The 18,470-nt window shown below is 60.9% G+C and carries 16 protein-coding genes; 8 read left to right on the top strand and 8 right to left on the bottom strand.

Features of this window, described 5'->3' with window-relative positions:
* Positions 1–119: 119 nt before the first annotated feature.
* Genes FHJ80_RS05555 through paoC form a run of 3 tightly spaced genes read left to right on the top strand, consistent with a single transcriptional unit; the run spans position 120 to position 3,820 of the window.
* The gene (locus tag FHJ80_RS05555) at positions 120–686 is read left to right on the top strand and encodes a 2Fe-2S iron-sulfur cluster-binding protein (RefSeq protein WP_139526021.1); all 567 of its coding nucleotides are present in this window, start codon (positions 120–122) and stop codon (positions 684–686) included.
* On the top strand, positions 683–1,633 hold the full coding sequence (locus tag FHJ80_RS05550) for a xanthine dehydrogenase family protein subunit M (protein WP_139526020.1): 951 nt from the start codon (positions 683–685) through the stop codon (positions 1,631–1,633). Before FHJ80_RS05555 ends, FHJ80_RS05550 begins: the two co-directional genes overlap by 4 nt.
* 3 nt (positions 1,634–1,636) lie before the next feature.
* Complete coding sequence (gene paoC / locus FHJ80_RS05545) at positions 1,637–3,820, top strand: aldehyde oxidoreductase molybdenum-binding subunit PaoC (RefSeq protein WP_139526019.1); 2,184 nt, start codon at positions 1,637–1,639, stop codon at positions 3,818–3,820.
* A 37-nt stretch (positions 3,821–3,857) separates the two neighbouring features.
* Here the strand turns inward: paoC and FHJ80_RS05540 are convergent, their stop codons facing one another.
* Both FHJ80_RS05540 and FHJ80_RS05535 read right to left on the bottom strand, forming a co-directional pair.
* A complete protein-coding gene (locus FHJ80_RS05540; RefSeq protein ID WP_139526018.1) occupies positions 3,858–4,274 on the bottom strand; it encodes a PaaI family thioesterase in 417 nt (138 codons plus the stop codon).
* Between the two features lie 244 nt (positions 4,275–4,518).
* Positions 4,519–6,693: a malate synthase G gene (locus tag FHJ80_RS05535; RefSeq protein ID WP_139526017.1), complete on the bottom strand. Its 2,175-nt coding sequence runs from the start codon at positions 6,691–6,693 to the stop codon at positions 4,519–4,521.
* A 219-nt stretch (positions 6,694–6,912) separates the two neighbouring features.
* On the opposite strand from FHJ80_RS05535, the gene FHJ80_RS05530 reads away from it, so the two are divergent.
* Together FHJ80_RS05530 and FHJ80_RS05525 are read left to right on the top strand one after the other, a co-directional pair.
* A complete protein-coding gene (locus FHJ80_RS05530) occupies positions 6,913–7,881 on the top strand; it encodes an alpha/beta hydrolase (protein WP_139526016.1) in 969 nt (322 codons plus the stop codon).
* A gap of 19 nt (positions 7,882–7,900) precedes the next feature.
* Entirely contained in the window at positions 7,901–8,488 is a 588-nt protein-coding gene (locus tag FHJ80_RS05525) for an NADPH-dependent FMN reductase (RefSeq protein ID WP_139526015.1), read from the top strand.
* 10 nt (positions 8,489–8,498) lie between these two features.
* Here the strand turns inward: FHJ80_RS05525 and FHJ80_RS05520 are convergent, their stop codons facing one another.
* The 5 genes from FHJ80_RS05520 to FHJ80_RS05500 form a co-directional block, all read right to left on the bottom strand.
* Positions 8,499–10,007, bottom strand: coding sequence for a YifB family Mg chelatase-like AAA ATPase (locus FHJ80_RS05520; protein ID WP_139526014.1), 1,509 nt, complete (start codon positions 10,005–10,007; stop codon positions 8,499–8,501).
* A gap of 117 nt (positions 10,008–10,124) precedes the next feature.
* Complete coding sequence (locus FHJ80_RS05515; RefSeq protein WP_139526013.1) at positions 10,125–10,994, bottom strand: ABC transporter substrate-binding protein; 870 nt, start codon at positions 10,992–10,994, stop codon at positions 10,125–10,127.
* 118 nt (positions 10,995–11,112) lie between these two features.
* Positions 11,113–13,209, bottom strand: coding sequence for a TonB-dependent siderophore receptor (locus tag FHJ80_RS05510; protein ID WP_139526012.1), 2,097 nt, complete (start codon positions 13,207–13,209; stop codon positions 11,113–11,115).
* Between the two features lie 137 nt (positions 13,210–13,346).
* Positions 13,347–14,282 (bottom strand): AraC family transcriptional regulator, encoded by a 936-nt coding sequence (locus FHJ80_RS05505; RefSeq protein ID WP_139526011.1) that lies wholly within the window; start codon positions 14,280–14,282, stop codon positions 13,347–13,349.
* Between the two features lie 134 nt (positions 14,283–14,416).
* Positions 14,417–14,773 (bottom strand): accessory factor UbiK family protein, encoded by a 357-nt coding sequence (locus FHJ80_RS05500; protein ID WP_139526010.1) that lies wholly within the window; start codon positions 14,771–14,773, stop codon positions 14,417–14,419.
* 358 nt (positions 14,774–15,131) lie between these two features.
* Here FHJ80_RS05500 and FHJ80_RS05495 point away from each other — a divergent pair, with 358 nt between their 5' ends.
* The 3 genes from FHJ80_RS05495 to FHJ80_RS05485 all read left to right on the top strand — a co-directional run bounded on the left by FHJ80_RS05495 (position 15,132) and on the right by FHJ80_RS05485 (position 17,407).
* The gene (locus tag FHJ80_RS05495) at positions 15,132–15,470 is read left to right on the top strand and encodes a P-II family nitrogen regulator (protein WP_058579766.1); all 339 of its coding nucleotides are present in this window, start codon (positions 15,132–15,134) and stop codon (positions 15,468–15,470) included.
* A gap of 87 nt (positions 15,471–15,557) precedes the next feature.
* Positions 15,558–16,805 (top strand): ammonium transporter, encoded by a 1,248-nt coding sequence (locus FHJ80_RS05490; RefSeq protein WP_139526009.1) that lies wholly within the window; start codon positions 15,558–15,560, stop codon positions 16,803–16,805.
* Positions 16,806–17,068: 263 nt separating this feature from the next.
* Positions 17,069–17,407, top strand: coding sequence for a P-II family nitrogen regulator (locus FHJ80_RS05485; protein ID WP_139526008.1), 339 nt, complete (start codon positions 17,069–17,071; stop codon positions 17,405–17,407).
* Between the two features lie 150 nt (positions 17,408–17,557).
* Here the strand turns inward: FHJ80_RS05485 and FHJ80_RS05480 are convergent, their stop codons facing one another.
* Positions 17,558–18,334: a ferredoxin--NADP reductase gene (locus tag FHJ80_RS05480; RefSeq protein ID WP_139526007.1), complete on the bottom strand. Its 777-nt coding sequence runs from the start codon at positions 18,332–18,334 to the stop codon at positions 17,558–17,560.
* Between the last annotated feature and the right edge of the window lie 136 nt (positions 18,335–18,470).

The following is an 18,470-nucleotide window of genomic DNA, read 5'->3' as shown; positions in this document are numbered from 1 at the left end:
CTTGCCAGCCTAGCGCGGGTCGTTGCGTTAAGCGTTAGGTCGCCGCCGCTGATTTATGACTATGCTGAAGGGCGAGACCGTCGATAAGCAACCGCAATGATCAGGGAAGGCACCGAGTTATGAACGCTCAACCTAGCGCTGAACAGCGCCGCGATCAGACATCGCAAAACGTACCGCGCTCGACCGTGACGCTGATGGTCAATGGCACCCGGCACACGCTGACGCTCGATAACCGCACCACACTGCTAGATACCCTGCGGGAGCACTTAGCGCTCACCGGCTCCAAAAAAGGCTGCGACCACGGCCAGTGTGGCGCCTGCACCGTGTCGGTGAATGGCGAGCGCATCAACGCGTGTCTTACTTTGGCGGTGATGCACGAAGGTGACGAGATCACTACCATCGAAGGCGTGGGCACGGTAGAGCACCTAGACCCCATGCAGCAGGCGTTCGTGGATAACGACGCCTTTCAATGCGGCTACTGTACGCCGGGGCAGATCTGTTCGGCCAACGCCGTACTGCAGGAGATCGCCGCCAATATTCCCAGCCATGTCACAGCGGATCTCACCGCGCCGATCGAGATCACCGATGCCGAGATTCGCGAGCGGATGTCGGGCAATCTCTGCCGCTGTGGCGCTTACGCCAACATCCTCAAGGCCATTACCCAGGTTGCCAAGGAGCGCGCATGAGAGCCTTTTCCTACGAGCGTGCTGCCAGCCCTGCCGAAGCGGCGGCCCGCGCGGCCGAGGTGCCGGGCGCGACCTTCATTGCCGGGGGCACCAACCTGCTGGATTTAATGAAGCACGAGATCGAAACTCCGCTGCATCTCATCGATGTGCGCAGCACGGGGTTGGACGACATTACGGCCACGGAAGAGGGCGGCCTGCGGGTGGGGGCGATGGTCAGCAACAGCACGCTGGCGGCCGACCCCCGTGTGCGCGAAGCGTATGGCGTGTTGAGTCGGGCGCTGGTCGCGGGGGCGTCTGGCCAGCTGCGCAACAAAGCCACCACCGGCGGCAACCTGCTGCAGCGCACCCGCTGCCCCTACTTTTACGACACCGCCATGCCCTGCAACAAGCGCTCACCGGGCGCTGGCTGCGCGGCGCTGGGAAAAGGCGCGACCACCCGGCATCTGGGCGTGATTGGTACATCCGGTGCGTGTATTGCCACACACCCCTCCGATATGGCCGTGGCCCTACAAGCGCTGGATGCTCGCGTGGAAACCGTCACCCCCGAGGGCGAGACTCGCAGTCTGACGCTGGATGCGTTCTATCCGCTGCCTGGCAACACTCCCGAGGTGGAAAGCACGCTGGCTAAAGGCGAGATGATTACCGGGGTGGTGCTGCCCGCGCCGATGGAGGGGCGTCATGCCTATTTCAAGGTGCGCGACCGCTCTTCGTACGCCTTTGCGCTGGTCTCGGTAGCACTGATTCACGCGCCGGACGGCACGGGGCGCGTGGCGCTAGGCGGTGTGGCCCCCCGGCCCTGGCGTCGCGATGCGGCAGACGCCGCGCTGCCCCAGGGCGCAGCAGCGGTGATGGCCAAACTGCTGGACGGTGCTCGCCCCACCGACGAGAACGCCTACAAGCTGACCCTGGCAGAGCGAACGCTTGCCGCGCTGCTGGCCGAGGAGTAACCGATGGATTTCAATCAATCGACCGACGATAACCTGTTCGATCACGCCCGTATCGTTGGTAAGCCCCATGCGCGCATCGACGGCGCGCTCAAAGTGACCGGCCAAGCCCCCTACGCCTATGAGCGCCACGACGTAGCGGCCCATCAGCTGGTGGGCTATCCGCTATGTGCCACCATCGCAAAAGGGCGCATTACCCATATGGATGCCACGGCCGCCCGCGCCGCACCTGGGGTGGCGGCGGTGGTGACCACGTTGGAGGTCGAACCGCTGGCGAAGGCCAAAAGTAACAAGGCGCGTCTATTTGGTGGCGATACGGTGGCTCACTATCATCAAGCGATTGCGGTGGTGGTGGCCGACACCCTAGAGCAGGCGAGAAGCGCCGCCGCACTGATCGAGGTGCGCTACCAAGACGAGCAAGGCGTGTTTGATTTAGACGCCGCCTGGGATCAGCAAACACCCGACGAGCCAATTTCTGACGTGGGCGATGTGGATGAGGCCTTTAAAAACGCTGCGGTAACGCTGGATGAAGTCTATCGCACCGCCTCCCAAAGCCACGCGATGATGGAGCCCCACGCCTCCATCGTGGATTGGTCGGATGGCGGGCAAATGACGGTCTGGACCTCCAATCAGATGATTGCCTGGACCCGCGAAGCGCTGGCCACCACCTTGGCAATCGACCCCGAGACCATTCGCCTAGAGAGCCCCTACGTGGGCGGTGGCTTCGGCGGCAAGCTCTGGCTGCGAGCAGATACCGTACTGGCCGCGCTGGGTTCGCGGGCGGCCGGTCGGCCGGTCAAGCTGGCGCTACCGCGCCCGCTGGTGTTCAACAACGCCACCCACCGCTCTGGCACTGTCCAGCGCCTGCGTATCGCTGCCGATACCGACGGCCGGATCACCGCCTTCGACCACTCGGCGTTCTCCCATACGCTGCCCGGCGGCAGCGGCGAGAACCCGGTCAACCAAACTCGCGCCTTTTACGCCGGTGCAAGCCGCCGCGTGGCCCACACGGCCATCGAGATGGACTTGCCTGAGTCGGCGGATATGCGCGCCCCCGGCGAAGCCTCTGGCCTTGCCGCGCTGGAAATCGCCATGGACGAAATGGCCGAGAAGCTGGGCATGGACCCGGTAGAATTTCGCATCCTCAACGATACTCAGGTCGACCCGGAAGACCCCAGTAAACCGTTTAGCGACCGCCACTACGTGGAGTGCCTGCAAAAAGGGGCCGAGGCGTTTGGCTGGGAGGCGCGCAACCGCACCCCAGGCGCCCAGCGGGAAGGGCAGTGGCTGATCGGCCACGGCATGGCCGGTGCTTATCGCGGCGCGCCCACCATGGATTCCGGCGCGCGGGTGCGCCTGCAGGCTGGGCGCCTGGTGGTAGAGACCGATATGACCGATATCGGCACCGGCTCGTACACCATCATCGCTCAAACCGCCGCGGAAGCCATGGGCTTGGCGCTAGAGGATGTAGAGGTACGGCTGGGCAACAGCGACTACCCAGTCTCGTCGGGTTCCGGCGGTCAGTTTGGTGCCGCCAGCGCGACCGCCGGTGTTTACGCGGCCTGCCTGCAGCTTCAAGAGGAGATTGCCCAGCGCCTTGGTATGAACTCGCCACGATTTGAGCAGGGCCGGGTGATCGCAGGCACCACCGGCGTGGCGCTAGCCGAGGTAGCGAACGGCGAAGAGCTGGTGGCGGAAGACACCATTCACTTTGGCGACTTCAAGGAAACGCTACAAATTGGCACCTTCGCGGCGCACTTTGTAGAAGTAGCGGTACACGCCCACACGGGGGAAACCCGTGTACGCCGCATGCTGGCGGTGTGTGACGCAGGGCGCATTCTCAACCCGGTTACGGCGCGCAGCCAGGTGATTGGAGGGATGACCATGGGGGTGGGCGCGGCCTTGATGGAGGGGCTCACCCCCGATGTGGAGCGCGGCTTTTTCGTCAATCACGACCTCGCCAGCTACGAGGTGGCGGTGCATGCGGACATTCCCGAGCAGGAGGTCATGTTTCTGGACACCACCGATGCCGCCTCGACCCCGCTCAAAGCCAAGGGTGTGGGGGAGCTAGGCATCTGCGGTGTGGCGGCGGCGGTGGCCAACGCGATCTATAACGCCACCGGCATTCGTGTGCGCGACTATCCGATGACGCTGGATAGGCTGATCGACCAGCTCCCCAAAGTGAGTTGAGCGCGTTGAGACGTGAACGGCCCCGCTGTTGGGCCACCTAGGTGTTATCCGGCAGCGCATAGCTGGCGGTGACATGCACCACGGGACGCGTGTCATCGCTGGCGGAGAAAATCTGCACCTCTCCCACCGCCAAGCGGCGGCCCAGCTTGATCAGCTTGGCGTGGGCGATGATGTCGTGATCGCCTGAGGCCGCGCGAAGAAAGTGGCAGTTCAGATCGCTGGTCACGGCCATCGCTTCGGGGCCGATTTGGGCCAGTATGGCCACGTAGAGCGCCACATCGGCAAAGCCCATCATGGTAGGGCCGGACACGCGGGGGCCGGGGCGCAGATGCTCATGGCCAATGTTGAGGCGCATGGTGGCGCACATTTCACCCACGCTCTCTATGTTGCCCATCCGTTGGGGAAAGACCTCATCTAGAAAGTGCTCGATCTGCTCGACGGTCATCACGGTCATTGTTGTTATTCACTCTGACAGGCTGGGAGTCCGCTGCCAGTAGGCCGCCGAGAGGGCGCTGTGAACCCATCCCTGGGCGCTACTTATGCCATCCCTGGCATAAGACCCTCTCGGCAACATACTGCCAGCGCATCTAATTGTCGCGTAGCTTGCTGTGTGCTTCTTTTACGTCAACGTAAATCAGAATAAATAAAAAAGCCCCAAGGCGCGAGCCTTGGGGCTGGGGGCCATTGAGCGATGAGGCTTACTTAGCCTTATGTACCTGACGCCATTCGTGCAGGAGCGGTTCGGTGTAGCCAGACGGCTGCACGCGGCCTTTGAACACCAAGTCAGAAGCGGCTTTGAACGCGGTAGAGCCTTCAAAGTCGGCGCTCATGGCGGTGTAGGTGGGGTCGCCAGCATTCTGCTCATCGACCACTTTCGCCATGCGCTTGAGCGTTTCCTCGACACGGGGCGCATCGACGATGCCATGGTGCAACCAGTTGGCAATGTGCTGGCTGGAGATACGCAGCGTGGCACGGTCTTCCATCAGACCGACGTTGTGAATATCCGGTACCTTGGAGCAGCCGACACCGTGCTCTACCCAGCGAACCACGTATCCCAAAATGCCCTGGCAGTTGTTGTCCAGCTCTTGCTGAATTTCGTCATCGGACCAGTTGGCGTTTTCGGCCACCGGCACGGTGAGCAGGTCGTCCAAGAAGTCCGGCTCGCCCTGGGCTTCCAGCTCGCGCTGAACGTCGGCAACGCTGACTTGGTGATAGTGCAGCGCGTGCAGGGTCGCGGCGGTGGGGGAAGGGACCCACGCCGTATTGGCACCGGCTTTCGGATGGCCGATTTTCTGCTCCAGCATGCTGTGCATCAAATCGGGCATGGCCCACATGCCTTTACCAATTTGGGCGCGGCCGCGCAGGCCACAGGCCAACCCAACCTGCACGTTGTTCTTCTCGTAGGCGGTGATCCAGGCGGCGCTCTTCATGTCGCCCTTGCGAACCATCGGGCCTGCTTCCATGGCGGTGTGCATTTCGTCGCCAGTGCGGTCCAGGAAGCCCGTATTGATGAAGACCACGCGCGAGGTCGCTTCGGCGATACATGCCTTGAGGTTGACCGTAGTACGGCGTTCTTCATCCATGATGCCCATTTTCAGGGTGTCACGGCTCATGCCAAGAATGTCTTCCACGCGGCCAAACAGCTCGTTGGCAAAAGCGACTTCTTTTGGCCCGTGCATCTTCGGCTTGACGATGTATACCGACCCCGCGCGGGAGTTGCGCGGCTGGTCGGCGTCTTTCTTCAAGTCGTGCAGCGCCAGCAGCGAGGTCACCACTGCGTCCAGAATGCCTTCCGGCAGCTCGTTGCCGTTTTCGTCCAGAATCGCCGGGGTGGTCATCAGATGGCCCACGTTGCGCACGAACATCAGCGAACGGCCCGGCAGCGTGACGGTGTTGCCATCGGTGGTTTGCCAAGTGCGGTCGGCGTGCAGCTTACGGGTGAAGGTTTTACCACCCTTTTCGATGTTCTCTTCCAGGTCGCCCTTCATCAGGCCGAGCCAGTTGCTGTACACACCGACTTTATCTTCGGAATCCACCGCCGCGACGGAGTCTTCGCAGTCCATGATGGCGGTCAGCGCGGCTTCCACGACCACGTCTTTGACATGGGCCGGGTCGGTCTTGCCGATGGGGTGGTTGGCATCGACCTGAATCTCCAGGTGCAGGCCGTTATTGGCCAGCAGAATCGAGTCGGGCGCAGCGGCGTCGCCGTTAAAGCCAATCAGCTTGCCAGCGTCTTTCAGGCCGGTTTCACGACCGCCCTCCAGGCTGACGACCAAGTGGCCGTCGCGGATAGCGTACTTCACCGCATCCCGGTGCGAGCCAGTGGCCAGCGGAGCCGCGCGGTCCAGCACGCCGCGGGCGTAAGCGATGACTTTCTCGCCACGTTTCGGGTTGAAGCTGGTGCCTTTTTCCGCGCCGTCCTCTTCGGAGATGGCGTCGGTGCCATATAGGGCGTCGTACAGGCTGCCCCAGCGGGCGTTGGCCGCGTTCAGGGCGTAACGGGCATTGCTCACCGGTACCACCAGCTGCGGGCCTGCTTGTGTGGCGACTTCGCGATCGACGTTGGCCGTGGTGGCTTTGACGCTGTTTGGTGCGTCTACCAAGTAGCCAGCCTCCTTGAGGAAGCGACGGTAGGCGGGCATGTCGCTGACCGGGCCGGGGTTTTCACGGTGCCAAGCGTCCAGCTTCTCTTGCAGCGTGTCGCGCTCTTCGAGCAGTTGGCGGTTTTTTGGGGTCAAATCGTGGAACAGGGCATCGACACCGGCCCATAAGGCGCTTTCGTCGACGCCGGTGCCCGGCAGAGCCTGCTCGTTGATGAAACGATCTAGGTCGGCTGCCACCTGTAAACGGTGACGCGTGATACGCTCGCTCATGGGGTTCTCCTGTGAAGGTGCCCGTGGTGGGTTGAAGTGCCACGGTCAGGGTGAATGGTGATTTATGGAAAATACTTCCACACCTGCGTTGGCATGTAAACAGCGTAGACCCTAAAGCGGTAAAATGCTCGACCAAATGATAAGAGCGGGCGGCACCGCCGCTGTTATTTTGTGCTGTTACTCAGCCCATGGAAGTGTGGTGTTCACGGAGAGACGTCAATGCATAATTTCCAGCACTTGGAAGACCTGTTCCGGCAGGCGCAAGGGGAGTCGTCGCTCTCCCGCTTGACGCCAGGCGACGCGCTAACGGACGCTGTGCATGACTACTTTCGCCACTACGGTCTCGAGGCGCTGCTCAACGACACTAGCGAAGTGCATGCCGGATTTGTCGATACCGGACGGTTCGCGCTGTGGTGCCAAGTGTGGAGCCCACCCAAGCCTACCGGCACCGCCTTTGTCATTCATGGCTATTTCGATCATTTGGGCCTGTACCGCCACCTGCTCAGTTGCCTGCTGGCCAAAGGCTGGCGCGTGGTGCTGTGGGATTTACCCGGCCACGGCCTTTCCAGCGGCCCCCGGGCGGAAATCGAAGACTTCGATGATTACCAGCACTGCCTAGCGCACCTGCAAAAGACGCTGCAAACGCTCGACATGGCGCCCACACCGTGGCTGGGCGTGGGCCAGAGCACCGGCGCGGCGATTTTAGCCACCGATGCGCTCACCCGCCGAGAAGCCGCCCATTGGGCCGGTATCGTGCTGTTGGCACCGCTGGTGCGCCCTTGGCGCTGGAGCCAAGCCAGCTGGCTGCATTTAATCGCCAGCCCCTTTGTCAAAGAGCTGCCGCGCAAGTATCGTCCCAACTCCACCGATGAAGCGTTCACCGCCTTTCTACGCGACCAGGACCCGCTACAGCCCGAGCGCTTGAGCGTGGCCTGGATCACGGCCATGCGCCGCTGGATGCCGCGCCTCTTGGCGCTCGAACCCAATCCGTTGCCTACCCTGATTCTGCAGGGCGAACAGGACCTCACCGTGGATTGGGAGTGGAACCTGACCATTTTGGCGGAGAAATTTCCCAATGCGGAGGTTCATCGTCATCCGGAAGCGCGCCACCATTTGGTGAACGAAGCAGAGCCGATTCGTCAACAGCTGTTTGAAGCGCTCGACCATTTCGTCGAGAACGTGCATTGACCCCAACGAAGGAGAGGCCATGACCGCCATTCAACCACCCAAAGTACTGGTTTTTGCTGGCAGCGCCCGTGAAGGCTCGCTCAATAAACAGCTCGCCAAGCTAGCTGCCCAGCGCATCGAGGCGTTAGGCGGCAAGGCCACGTTCATCGATTTGAAAGCGTACCCCTGCCCGCTGTTCGACGAAGATATCGAAGCCCAAGGGATGCCGGAGAACGTGCTGAAACTGCGCGAGATATTGGCGGACCACCAAGCGCTGTTGATCGCCTCGCCGGAGTACAACGGCTTTATCACGCCGCTACTGAAAAATACCTTGGACTGGCTATCGCGCCCCTACGGCGATACGCCTGGCCTGGGGCTGTTTGACGGTAAATGGGCAGCGCTGGTGGCCGCTTCCCCCGGTGGCCTGGGCGGTATTCGCGCTCTGCCGCTGGGCCAGCAGTTACTGGCCAACTTGAGCCTCACCGTACTGCCCCAGCCGCTCTCGCTGCCTAAAGCGGGCAGCGCCTTCAACGACAGCGGCGCGCTGCACGATGACGCCACGGGCCAAAAGCTGGATGCGCTGTGCCAGCGCTTGGTCGATGCCCTTGCAGCAACGCACGCCCAATGACGAAGGGGGCTTACGCCCCTTTCAACAGCCGATCCAACTGCCGGTAACCGATCGCTTCGATAAAGTGCGGCTGTGAGGGCTTGGGTTCGCCTTGCAGGTCGGCCAGGGTGAGCGCGACGCGCAGCACGCGGTGGTAGGCGCGGGCGGAGAGCTTGAGCTTTTCAAGCACGCCAGCGAGCCAGGCGCGCTCCTCTTCATTGAGGGCGCAGGCGGCTTCCAGCGCTTTACCGCTGAGCTGGCTGTTGAGTGCGCCCCGGGCCATTTGCCGCTCACGAGCCGCCATTACCCGCTCGCGCACCGCGCTGGAAGGCTCGCCTTGCGTTTGTGCGGTGAGCTGCTCGGGGGGCAGAGCGGGCACTTCCACTTGCAGGTCAATACGATCCAACAGCGGGCCAGAGAGGCGTGCCTGATACCGCTGAATTTGGCTGGCGCTGCACTGGCAGCGTTGGCGCGGGTCGCCCAGGTGGCCGCAGGGACAAGGGTTCATGGCGGCAACGAGCTGAAATTGGGCGGGGTAGCGACGTTCCTGGCTGGCGCGGGAGAGGTGGATTTCGCCCGTTTCCAGCGGTTGGCGTAATACTTCCAAGACGTTACGAGAAAATTCCGGCAGCTCGTCCAAAAACAGCACGCCGTGGTGCGCGAGCGATATTTCACCCGGTTTGGGTTTCGAGCCCCCGCCGACCAGCGCGGCGGCGCTCGCGCTGTGGTGGGGTTGGCGAAAGGGCCGTTGGCCCCAGTCGGCTTCCAGCGGCAAGCCGCATACCGAGCGCACGGCTGCCACTTGAAGCGCATCATCTTCTGACAGCGGCGGCAGAATGCCGGGCAAGCGGCTGGCGAGCATGGTTTTGCCGGTGCCGGGTGGGCCTGCCAGCAATAAGTTGTGGCCCCCTGCCGCGGCTACTTCCAGCGCCCGGCGGGCCTGATGCTGGCCGCGCACGTCGGCTAAGTCCGCCACCGGGGCGGTGGATTTGACGGAGGCTGAGAGCTGGTGGGGCTGAATTTTCTCCTGGCCCAGCAAATGGGCGACCACTTGCCAAAGCGAGTCGGCGGGCAGCACTGACAAATCGCCTGCCAGGGCGGCCTCATCGGCGCAGGCGCGGGGGACGATCAACGCTTTATTGGCGCGGCGGGTCGCCAGGGCAAACGGCAGCACGCCGGGCACTGCCCGCAGCTTGCCATCCAGGGCCAGTTCGCCCGCGCACTCCATGCCTTCTAATGCATCTACCGGGATTTGGCCAGAGGCGGCGAGGATGCCCAGCGCAATCGGCAAATCAAAACGGCCCCCCTCTTTGGGTAGATCCGCCGGGGCGAGGTTGAGGGTAATGCGCTTGGTATTGGGGAAGTCAAAGCCCGCGTTGATCAAGGCGCTGCGCACGCGTTCGCGGCTCTCTTTCACGGCGGTTTCCGGCAAGCCCACCAGGGTTAATCCCGGCAAACCGTTAGCCAAATGAACCTCTACATGTACCGCCGGTGCTTCCAACCCCACGCCTGCCCGCGTGGCCACAATCGCTAGTGTCATGGCGCTCCCTCGCAACGTCTCTCAATCGGCTCACTCAGTTTAATGAGCCTGCTTGTTGGCTAAGCCTACTTTATTTCAAGCGTTGAGCGCTACTGAGGCAGTAAGGGCCGGTTGGGACTACCCAGCAAAATGGGCGTTCAGCGCAGTGGTCAGTTCGCGGGCAAAGCGCTGGGCGGAGGGGAGAGCGCCAAAGCTCCACACCGGGGGCAGGCGCAGCAGGTTGCCGTTTTGAATACTCGGCAGGTGCTGCCAGAGGCCGCTCCCTTCCAGCTGCTCTTCCACGCCTGCGGGGAGTGGGTCGACGACCACCAGCGTGGCATCGGGGTAGCGTGCCAGCGCTTCGATACCGGCCAGTGAAAATCCCCAGGCGTTGGTGGGCTGATCCCAGGCGTTGGGCAATTCGAGCTGTTCTAGCACGGCGTTGTAGAGGCTGTTCTCGCCAAACACGCGCACATGGCGGGCATCCATGAACTGCACCATCAGCAGTGGGGGCGAGTCGCTGCGCTGGCGACGCAGGTCGGCCATCAGCTGCTGGGTGTTCTCGATCAGCGCATCGGCCTCGGCGTTGCGGTCGGTCAGCTCGCCCAGTTGGCGAGTGAGGCTCTGCATCTCTTGCCACGTATCCGCACCCGGTGAGTAGAGGGCGAAGGTGCCCACTGGGGCGATTTTCTCCAGCCGGGGAATGAGCCCGGTAAACATGGGCGAGAGCAGCGTTTGCTCGGGGGGCGATTGGGCCAGCAGCTCGAAGTTGGGCTGGGTGCGCAGGCCAATATCCATCACGCCCTCGGGAATGCGCGGCTCGCCCACCCAGTCGTGGTAGGCCGGTTGCTGCGCAATGCCGCTCACGGGGGCATCAATGGCTAGCAGCGTTTCAGCAATGGTCCAGTCGATGGTGGCCCACTGGGCGTGGCTGGCGGTAGACAGCAGCAGGCTTGCCGCGAGAAGGCCGTGGCGAGCCAGGATAAGCAGTCGGGGAAAACGGCGCATGGCATTAGTACCTAGCAATAAGCGCCTTATTTAAACGAGTCTATTTATCAATTGCAAATAGAAACACCCAGGCAAGCGCAGGTTGCGTAGGCCTGGGTGTGGGCTTGGTGGGCGCTGCTCAGAAGCGGTAGTGAACGCTGGCAGTGATACCGCGTTCGGCACCGAAGTAGCAGTACTCCAGTGAGTTACACGATGCCACGTACGCTTTGTCCAACGCATTGTGCACATTCAGGCGGGTTTCGACGCCGTTCAAGCCTACTTGGCGCCAGTCGTAGCCCAGCGTGGCGTCAACCAATGTGTAATCCGGCACCGTGGCGGTGTTGGCGCGGTCGGCGGCAATGTCTGCGTAGTGGCGCACGCCTATGCCAACATCCACACCGCTCAGCCAGCCTTCCTGCACGGCATAGTGACCCCACAGCTGCACTTGGTGGCGGGGTGAGTAAATGGCGTGATTGCCCTGGTTGCCGTCGTCGCTCTTGGCGTAAGTAATGTCGGTAAAGCTGTAGCCCGCCTGAAGCGAGAGCGCCTCGGTGAGCTGCGTTTGGGCCTCCAGTTCGATACCTTGCGACTCGATCTCGCCTACAGCGCGGTAGGGGTCGGTGGGCTGCTCTTTGGTCGCCACGTTCTCCTGGCTGATGTGGAACAGCGCTGCGCTGTACTGCTGCTGTTCGTTGGGCTGGTATTTCACGCCGGTTTCCCACTGCGCGCCTTCCATGGGAGAAAGCAGGTCGCCGTTGGCATCCACAAAGCTGGTGGGGGTAAAGGCCGTCGAGTAGCTGGCATAGGGTGCGATGCCGTTATCGAACAGGTACACCACCCCGGCGCGGCCGCTAAACTGGGTGTCGCTGAGCGCGCTGGTCGCGCCGCTGTCGCGGTTGGTGTTGTCGATATTGACCCAGTCAAAACGCCCGCCCAGCGTCACGCGCCACTGGTCAATGGCGATCTGATCCTGCAGATAGACCCCGGTTTGCTCCAGCTCGTGGTTCTCCCGAACGGGCGCGTAGAACACCAGCGGCTCGCTACCGTAGACTGGGTTGAAGGCATCCAGCGAGGGGAACGCGCCGGAAGGCCAAGCAACCTCGTTCTCGCGCTGCTGGTAATCCGCGCCGAGCAGCAGGGTGTGCTCCATGAAGCCGTTGGTCAGTCGGGCTTCTAACTGATTATCCACCGTCAGGGCCTGAAGCGACTCCTCGCTGCCGGAGTAGTAGCGGGCCAGTTCGTTGGAGGTCGGCGATGCCCAGCCAAAGCCGTACACCTGATTCAGCGTCACGTCTGAATTGAGATAGCGCAGCAGTTGGCGGGCGGACACGCGGTCGTTAAAGCGATGTTCGAGGGTATAGCCAAGCATGCGCTGGGTGCGCTGATAGGCGTCGTAGTCGGCTTCGCCATCGAAGAAGTTATTGCTTATTTGGCGGCCATTGCGAGCGATCACCGCGCCTTCATAGGGTACGCCGGAGTGGTAGCCGCCCTCTGGTTCGTCTTGCAGGTAGGCTTCTACGGTGAGGCTGGTAGCGTCGGTCATGTCCCAGGTCAGCCGTGGCGCAATGGCGTAGCGCTCCTCCTCGGCTGGGCCAAACTGGGTATCGGCGGCGCTGGCAATGCCGGTGAGCCGAAACGCGACGCGCTGCTCTGCCCCCAGCGGGCCCGTGAGATCGAACGCGGCACTGCGCTGGTTATTGTTGCCGACTCTGAAGCGCAGCTCGCCGCCCGGCTCGAACTCGGGGCGTTTACTGTTAAGAGCCACCACGCCGCCCGGTGAGGCACGGCCATACAGCACGGACGCCGGGCCGCGCACCACCTCGATGCTGTCTAGAAACCAGGGGTCGATGCGCATGCTGCTATGGGAGTTGGCGTCCCCCATCACCTTCAAACCATCTAAAAAGGTGTTGCTCAAGCTGCCATCGGAGAAGCCGCGCAGCACCAGGTAATCAAAACGGTTGGAAGCCCCTATTTGATTGCTGTACACGCCGGGCGTGTAGTCGGTAGCGCGTTGCACCGTGGTGACACCGCGCTGTGTCATCTGCGTGTCGGTGATGGTTGAGACGCTCTGCGGCGTTTCAATAAAAGGCGTGGCGACTTTGGTGGCTGCTTGTTGAGCCGTCACGGTAACCGTGGCCAAGGGCGTGCTGGTTTGTGCCGCCACGGGTGACATCAGCACCATCAGCAGCGTGCTAGTGAGTGGAGCCAATAAGAACGGACGATGGGGGGAGGCCATAAGTGATCCTGAGAGGAAGTGGAATCAGTTTTATTGAGCAATGAGAATTATTACTTTTTATGGCATCGTAAAGGTATGCGTTGTGCCAAGCCAGCTATGCGCGCTGTCATAAGTGATCGCATCAAGGGAACGATGGCTTATGGCTTGTCTCGTTGAAGCTCGTGAGGGGAAATACCGAAGTGGCGCTTAAAGGCGCTCGAAAAATTGCTGGCATGGCGGTAACCGCAGCGGTGGGCCGTGTGTTGAACGCTGTGGCCTTGGCGCAACGATGCGTGCGCCTGCTCCAGGCGCGCTTGGCGAATGTAGTCGAACAGTGTGCAGCCGTAGTAGGCACGAAATTTCTGCCGCAGGCTGCTGGCGCTCATGGCGGCCTCTTTGGCTAGAGCCGCGAGGCTATAGGGCTCGGCGGGATGCTGAGTGATGCGCGCGTGCAGCGCTGCTAGGCGGCGTCTGTCTCGGGTGGAGAGGCCGTGATGCTTGGGGAGTGCGGGCGTCGTTTCCGGTAGTCCCAGGCCAATCAGTTGTATCGCGAGACCTTGCCACACGAGGGGCTGGCGCCAGGTGGTGGGTGGTTGCTCACTTATGGTGCAAAGGTGCTGGTGTAAGGCACTCGGCAGCCGCCAACGGTGCAAGGCCGGTTGGCTGCCGGGAGCGGGAAGCCCTAACGGTGCGGTCGTACGCACCGCAATATTCACGGTACTCAGGCGCGGCTGAGCCGGTTGGTGCACCGTTAGCGGTTGGTGGGCATCAAAGTGAGCGCACACTCCCTCCCCGGCACCTAGCTGCAGGTGCTGCTGGCCTATTTGTAGTTGAATCGTGCCTTCCAAAATAATGCTAAAGAACCAGGGGACGCTTTGGTAAGACGTGGAGGTATAGCCGCGCTCTACTTGCAGATTAGACAGCGTTAGGTGCAGCCCTTGGGGTAAGCCAACATCGTGCACATGGCCCAGCGCGACCGGCTGGTGTTGTAAAGGGGTGCCGTCCACGCGGTAGTGAATGCCAAATCGTTGGCCAAGCTGGACCAGCGAGCGGTGGGTGATTTCGGGCGTGATGAGGCGTTCCTGCGGGGGCATCTGAGCCGTCGCTATCGTGAATGAGGCAGCCAATCAACGCACGATAGCACTATCGCGACGGGAGTCAATGATAGTGATTCTTGTTCGCTAATTTGGGGCAGCTCAGCCTGCCCCATTCTGAGCACAACGGCGGCTTACTCAGTATCGTCAGTGGACGGTTTATCGGACGTTGGTTTCGTCGTCCCGGAGGGGTGCACAGGGGCGGGCGGCACTTCGGCTTCTACGGGCGTGGACGCGGTGTTGCTAGAGGCTTCTACGGCCGCTTCCAGACTGGCCACTTGGCGCTCTAAGGCTTCAACCCGCGAGCGCGTGCGCTGCAGCACATCCATCAAAATATCGAAATCTTCCCGCGATACCAGCTCCAGGCGGTCAAAGGCGCCGCGTACCACCTGCTGGACACCTTTTTGAATATCTTCCGGGGCTTGCGACGCATTCTGCAGACGGTCGCCGATCTGCTGGGCTAAGCGGCTAATGCGATCTTGGGGCGCCATGGCTCTCTCCTTGAAAGGGCATGCATGAATATGAACTGCTTGTCAGTAAGGATACGCAACCCGACGCCGATTCGCATGCGCCGCGTGTGAATTAAGCGTGGTGAGCGGGAAGAATCAATGCATCGAAATGGAGCGGCTAGCTTTTATTAATGTTCATTAATGGTGCAAAGCCAGGGTGAGCCTCATTGGGTAGCACGTCTAAGCTACCGTGAATTGCTTATATAATTATTTTAAGTAATTGAAAGTTAATAATAAAAAAGCGGGTGGCACGGTATGCGCATTAGTAGGGCAAGCACTAAATTCGGGCGGCCATGCCGCTTTTCACCGAGTGGGACTGATCCAGCAGGGGAGATCCGGGATGAAACTCATCACCGCTATCATCAAGCCATTCAAGCTTGACGACGTTCGTGAAGCACTCGCCGACAACGGCGTTCAAGGGATTACGGTAACCGAAGTGAAAGGCTTTGGCCGCCAGAAAGGTCATACCGAACTCTACCGCGGCGCGGAATACGTGGTCGATTTTCTGCCAAAGGTGAAAGTGGAAGTCGCCGTGGACGATGCACGCCTGGAAAGCGTGCTGGACGCCATCTGTAACGCAGCGAATAGCGGCAAGATCGGCGACGGCAAAGTGTTCGTCACGCCGTTGGAAGATGTGATCCGTATTCGTACCGGTGAGCGCGGTGCAGATGCCGTGTAAGGGTAATGCTGGGCGGCTGATGATGTCGCCGCGCTGCCACGTACATCTTCCAAGTACCTCTTCTTAAGTACCAACGGGGAACACCTCATGAATGAGTTAGCTGATTTGAGCTATGCGCTCGATACGTTCTACTTCTTGATCTGCGGCGTGCTGGTCATGTGGATGGCCGCTGGCTTCGCGATGCTGGAAGCGGGCTTGGTTCGCTCCAAGAATACCGCCGAAATTCTGACCAAAAACATCGCGCTGTTTGCGATTGCTTGCACCATGTACCTGCTGGTGGGTTATTACATCATGTACTCCAGCAGCGCAGGCGGTTTCTTGCCGAACTTGGGCTTCTTGATCGGTACCGAGAACAGCGTCGATGCGGTGCTGGCCGGTGGCGACGATGCGCCTTACTACTCCATGCGTTCTGACTTCTTCTTCCAGGTGGTGTTCGTTGCCACCGCCATGTCGATTGTCTCGGGTGCGGTTGCTGAGCGTATGAAGCTGTGGGCCTTCCTGGCTTTCGCCGTGGTGATGACGGCGTTCATCTACCCGGTGTCGGGCTACTGGACCTGGGGCGGCGGCTGGCTGTCTGAAGTGGGCTACTCTGACTATGCCGGTTCTGGCATCGTCCACATGGCGGGTGCGGCCGCCGCGCTGGCAGGTGTACTCGTCCTGGGCCCGCGTAAAGGCAAGTACGGTAAAGACGGCTCTATCCACGCAATTCCCGGTGCCAACATGCCGCTGGCCACGTTGGGTACCTTCATCCTATGGATGGGCTGGTTCGGCTTCAACGGTGGTTCCGAGCTGAAAATGTCCGATATCGGCTCTGCCAACAACGTTGCGCAAGTATTCGTCAACACGAACGCTGCGGCAGCAGGCGGTGTGATTGCCGCTCTGGTGCTGGCTAAACTGTGGTTCCGTAAAGCAGATCTCACCATGGCGCTGAACGGTGCGCTGGCTGGCCTGGTCGCCATCACGGCGGATCCGCTCTCTCCCTCGGCGCTGGGTGCCGCCATCATCGGCGCAGTAGGTGGCCTGATCGTCGTCGCTGCGATCGTCACGCTGGACAAGCTGAAGCTGGACGATCCGGTGGGTGCGATTTCCGTTCACGGTGTGGTCGGTATCTGGGGCGTGCTGGCTGTGCCGCTCACCAATGGCGATGCCTCTTTCGGTGCACAGTTAATCGGTATCGTGGGCATCTTTGGCTGGGTCTTCATCGCAAGCCTTGTGGTATGGCTGGTGCTGAAAGCGGTCATGGGCATTCGCGTGAGCGAAGAAGAAGAGTATGAAGGCGTCGATATCGCTGAATGCGGTTTGGAAGCCTATCCCGAGTTTAGCGTCAAGAAATAAGCTTGCGCTAATCATGTGAGCTGGCGTGCTCCTTGTGGCCTCCCCGAGTGGGAGGCCTTTTTGTCGTTGATGGATACGCGGTACGTCGGTGGTTATGAGCTAGTGACGTTCGGGTTTTTTATTCTCCGCCCTTGGCGGTGTATGCTTAATCGACTGGGTAACGGGCTTGGCTACGTGAGCGCCCCGCTAACCTCGATGGTTATGACAATCGGTTAATAACGCTGTCTGCATGACAGCGGGCCACCAAGCTAGAGGATGTCGCAATGAAATTGATCTCAGCCATTATCAAGCCCTTCAAGCTTGATGACGTACGCGAATCGCTCTCGGATATCGGCGTGCAAGGCATTACGGTCACGGAAGTGAAAGGCTTTGGCCGCCAGAAGGGCCACACGGAGCTCTACCGTGGCGCAGAGTACGTGGTGGATTTCCTGCCCAAGGTGAAGCTGGAAGTCGCCGTCGACGACGTTATGGCCGAGCAGGTGATCGACGCGATTACCCAGGTCGCCAATACCGGCAAAATCGGGGACGGTAAAATCTTCGTGATGCCGCTCGAGCAGGTCATCCGTATCCGGACCGGCGAAACCGGTAAAGACGCTGTCTAACCACGGTGAATGGTAAGGCGTGAACAGTGAGTCGCGCTGAATCGACAAAGCCCCTGTGGATAATATCCACAGGGGCTTTGTGCATAAGGCGACGATGACACGGGCTACAATTTTCTATTCACCCTTCACCCTTCACCCTTCGAACGGGGCTCACTTCTCAACGAAGGCGCGTTCGATGACGTAGTCGCCCGGCTCGCCCATACGCGGGGAGATGTTCAGGCCCAGCTCATCGAGCAGGGCGCTGGTGTCGTCCAGCATCGCCGGGCTGCCGCAAATCATCGCGCGGTCTTGGCGCGGGTCGATGGGCGGTAGGCCGGTGTCTTCGAACAGCTTGCCGGTGCGAATATGGTCGGTCAGGCGACCCATGGTGTGAAACTCTTCGCGAGTCACCGTGGGGTAGTACACCAGCTTCTCGGCGATCTCCTCGCCCAGGTATTCGTGGGCGGGCAGCTCTTTGGTGATGAAGTCGGCGTAGGCCAGCTCGGAGACTTCGCGCACGCCGTGTACCAGCACGACTTTCTCGAAGCGCTCGTAGACTTCCGGGTCCTGAATCAGGCTCATGAACGGCGCCAAGCCGGTGCCGGTCGAGAGCATGTAGAGGTTACGACCTGGCAGCAGGTCGTCGCACACCAGCGTGCCGGTCGGCTTGCGGCTGACCATGATCTGGTCGCCTACCTGCAGGTGCTGCAGGCGCGAGGTGAGCGGGCCATCCGGCACCTTGATGCTGAAGAATTCCAGGTGATCTTCGTAGTTGGGGCTGGCGATGGAGTAAGCGCGCATCAGCGGTTTGCCGTCCACTTCCAAGCCGATCATGACGAACTGGCCGTTCTTGAAGCGCAGGCTGCGCTCGCGAGTGGTGCGGAAGCTGAACAGGGTATCGTTCCAGTGGTGAACGCTTAGCACTTCTTCCAGGGCAAACTTGCTCATGCTCACTCCTCCAGAGGCGGCGCAGCCTAAGCCTTGCTCGCCATATTCCAAAAAAGAATAAAAATTATCTCTATAGGTTGCTGCTAATTCTAAATAAAGGGTGGTATATCTGTTAAGCAAATTATCTTGATAACGC

The sequence above is a fragment of the Halomonas sp. BL6 genome (genome assembly GCF_006228115.1).
In the GTDB taxonomy this organism is placed as follows: domain Bacteria; phylum Pseudomonadota; class Gammaproteobacteria; order Pseudomonadales; family Halomonadaceae; genus Vreelandella; species Vreelandella piezotolerans.
Note: the sequence above shows the minus strand (reverse complement) of the source record. Positions and strands in the feature narration are given on the sequence as shown.

Excerpts from the sequence above, each read along its gene's own strand:
- FHJ80_RS05555 (WP_139526021.1), top strand. The coding sequence starts at position 120 with ATGAACGCTCAACCTAGCGCTGAACAGCGCCGCGATCAGACATCGCAA.
- FHJ80_RS05550 (WP_139526020.1), top strand. The coding sequence starts at position 683 with ATGAGAGCCTTTTCCTACGAGCGTGCTGCCAGCCCTGCCGAAGCGGCG.
- paoC (WP_139526019.1), top strand. The coding sequence starts at position 1,637 with ATGGATTTCAATCAATCGACCGACGATAACCTGTTCGATCACGCCCGT.
- FHJ80_RS05540 (WP_139526018.1), bottom strand. The coding sequence starts at position 4,274 with ATGACCGTGATGACCGTCGAGCAGATCGAGCACTTTCTAGATGAGGTC.
- FHJ80_RS05535 (WP_139526017.1), bottom strand. The coding sequence starts at position 6,693 with ATGAGCGAGCGTATCACGCGTCACCGTTTACAGGTGGCAGCCGACCTA.
- FHJ80_RS05530 (WP_139526016.1), top strand. The coding sequence starts at position 6,913 with ATGCATAATTTCCAGCACTTGGAAGACCTGTTCCGGCAGGCGCAAGGG.
- FHJ80_RS05525 (WP_139526015.1), top strand. The coding sequence starts at position 7,901 with ATGACCGCCATTCAACCACCCAAAGTACTGGTTTTTGCTGGCAGCGCC.
- FHJ80_RS05520 (WP_139526014.1), bottom strand. The coding sequence starts at position 10,007 with ATGACACTAGCGATTGTGGCCACGCGGGCAGGCGTGGGGTTGGAAGCA.
- FHJ80_RS05515 (WP_139526013.1), bottom strand. The coding sequence starts at position 10,994 with ATGCGCCGTTTTCCCCGACTGCTTATCCTGGCTCGCCACGGCCTTCTC.
- FHJ80_RS05510 (WP_139526012.1), bottom strand. The coding sequence starts at position 13,209 with ATGGCCTCCCCCCATCGTCCGTTCTTATTGGCTCCACTCACTAGCACG.
- FHJ80_RS05505 (WP_139526011.1), bottom strand. The coding sequence starts at position 14,282 with ATGCCCCCGCAGGAACGCCTCATCACGCCCGAAATCACCCACCGCTCG.
- FHJ80_RS05500 (WP_139526010.1), bottom strand. The coding sequence starts at position 14,773 with ATGGCGCCCCAAGATCGCATTAGCCGCTTAGCCCAGCAGATCGGCGAC.
- FHJ80_RS05495 (WP_058579766.1), top strand. The coding sequence starts at position 15,132 with ATGAAACTCATCACCGCTATCATCAAGCCATTCAAGCTTGACGACGTT.
- FHJ80_RS05490 (WP_139526009.1), top strand. The coding sequence starts at position 15,558 with ATGAATGAGTTAGCTGATTTGAGCTATGCGCTCGATACGTTCTACTTC.
- FHJ80_RS05485 (WP_139526008.1), top strand. The coding sequence starts at position 17,069 with ATGAAATTGATCTCAGCCATTATCAAGCCCTTCAAGCTTGATGACGTA.
- FHJ80_RS05480 (WP_139526007.1), bottom strand. The coding sequence starts at position 18,334 with ATGAGCAAGTTTGCCCTGGAAGAAGTGCTAAGCGTTCACCACTGGAAC.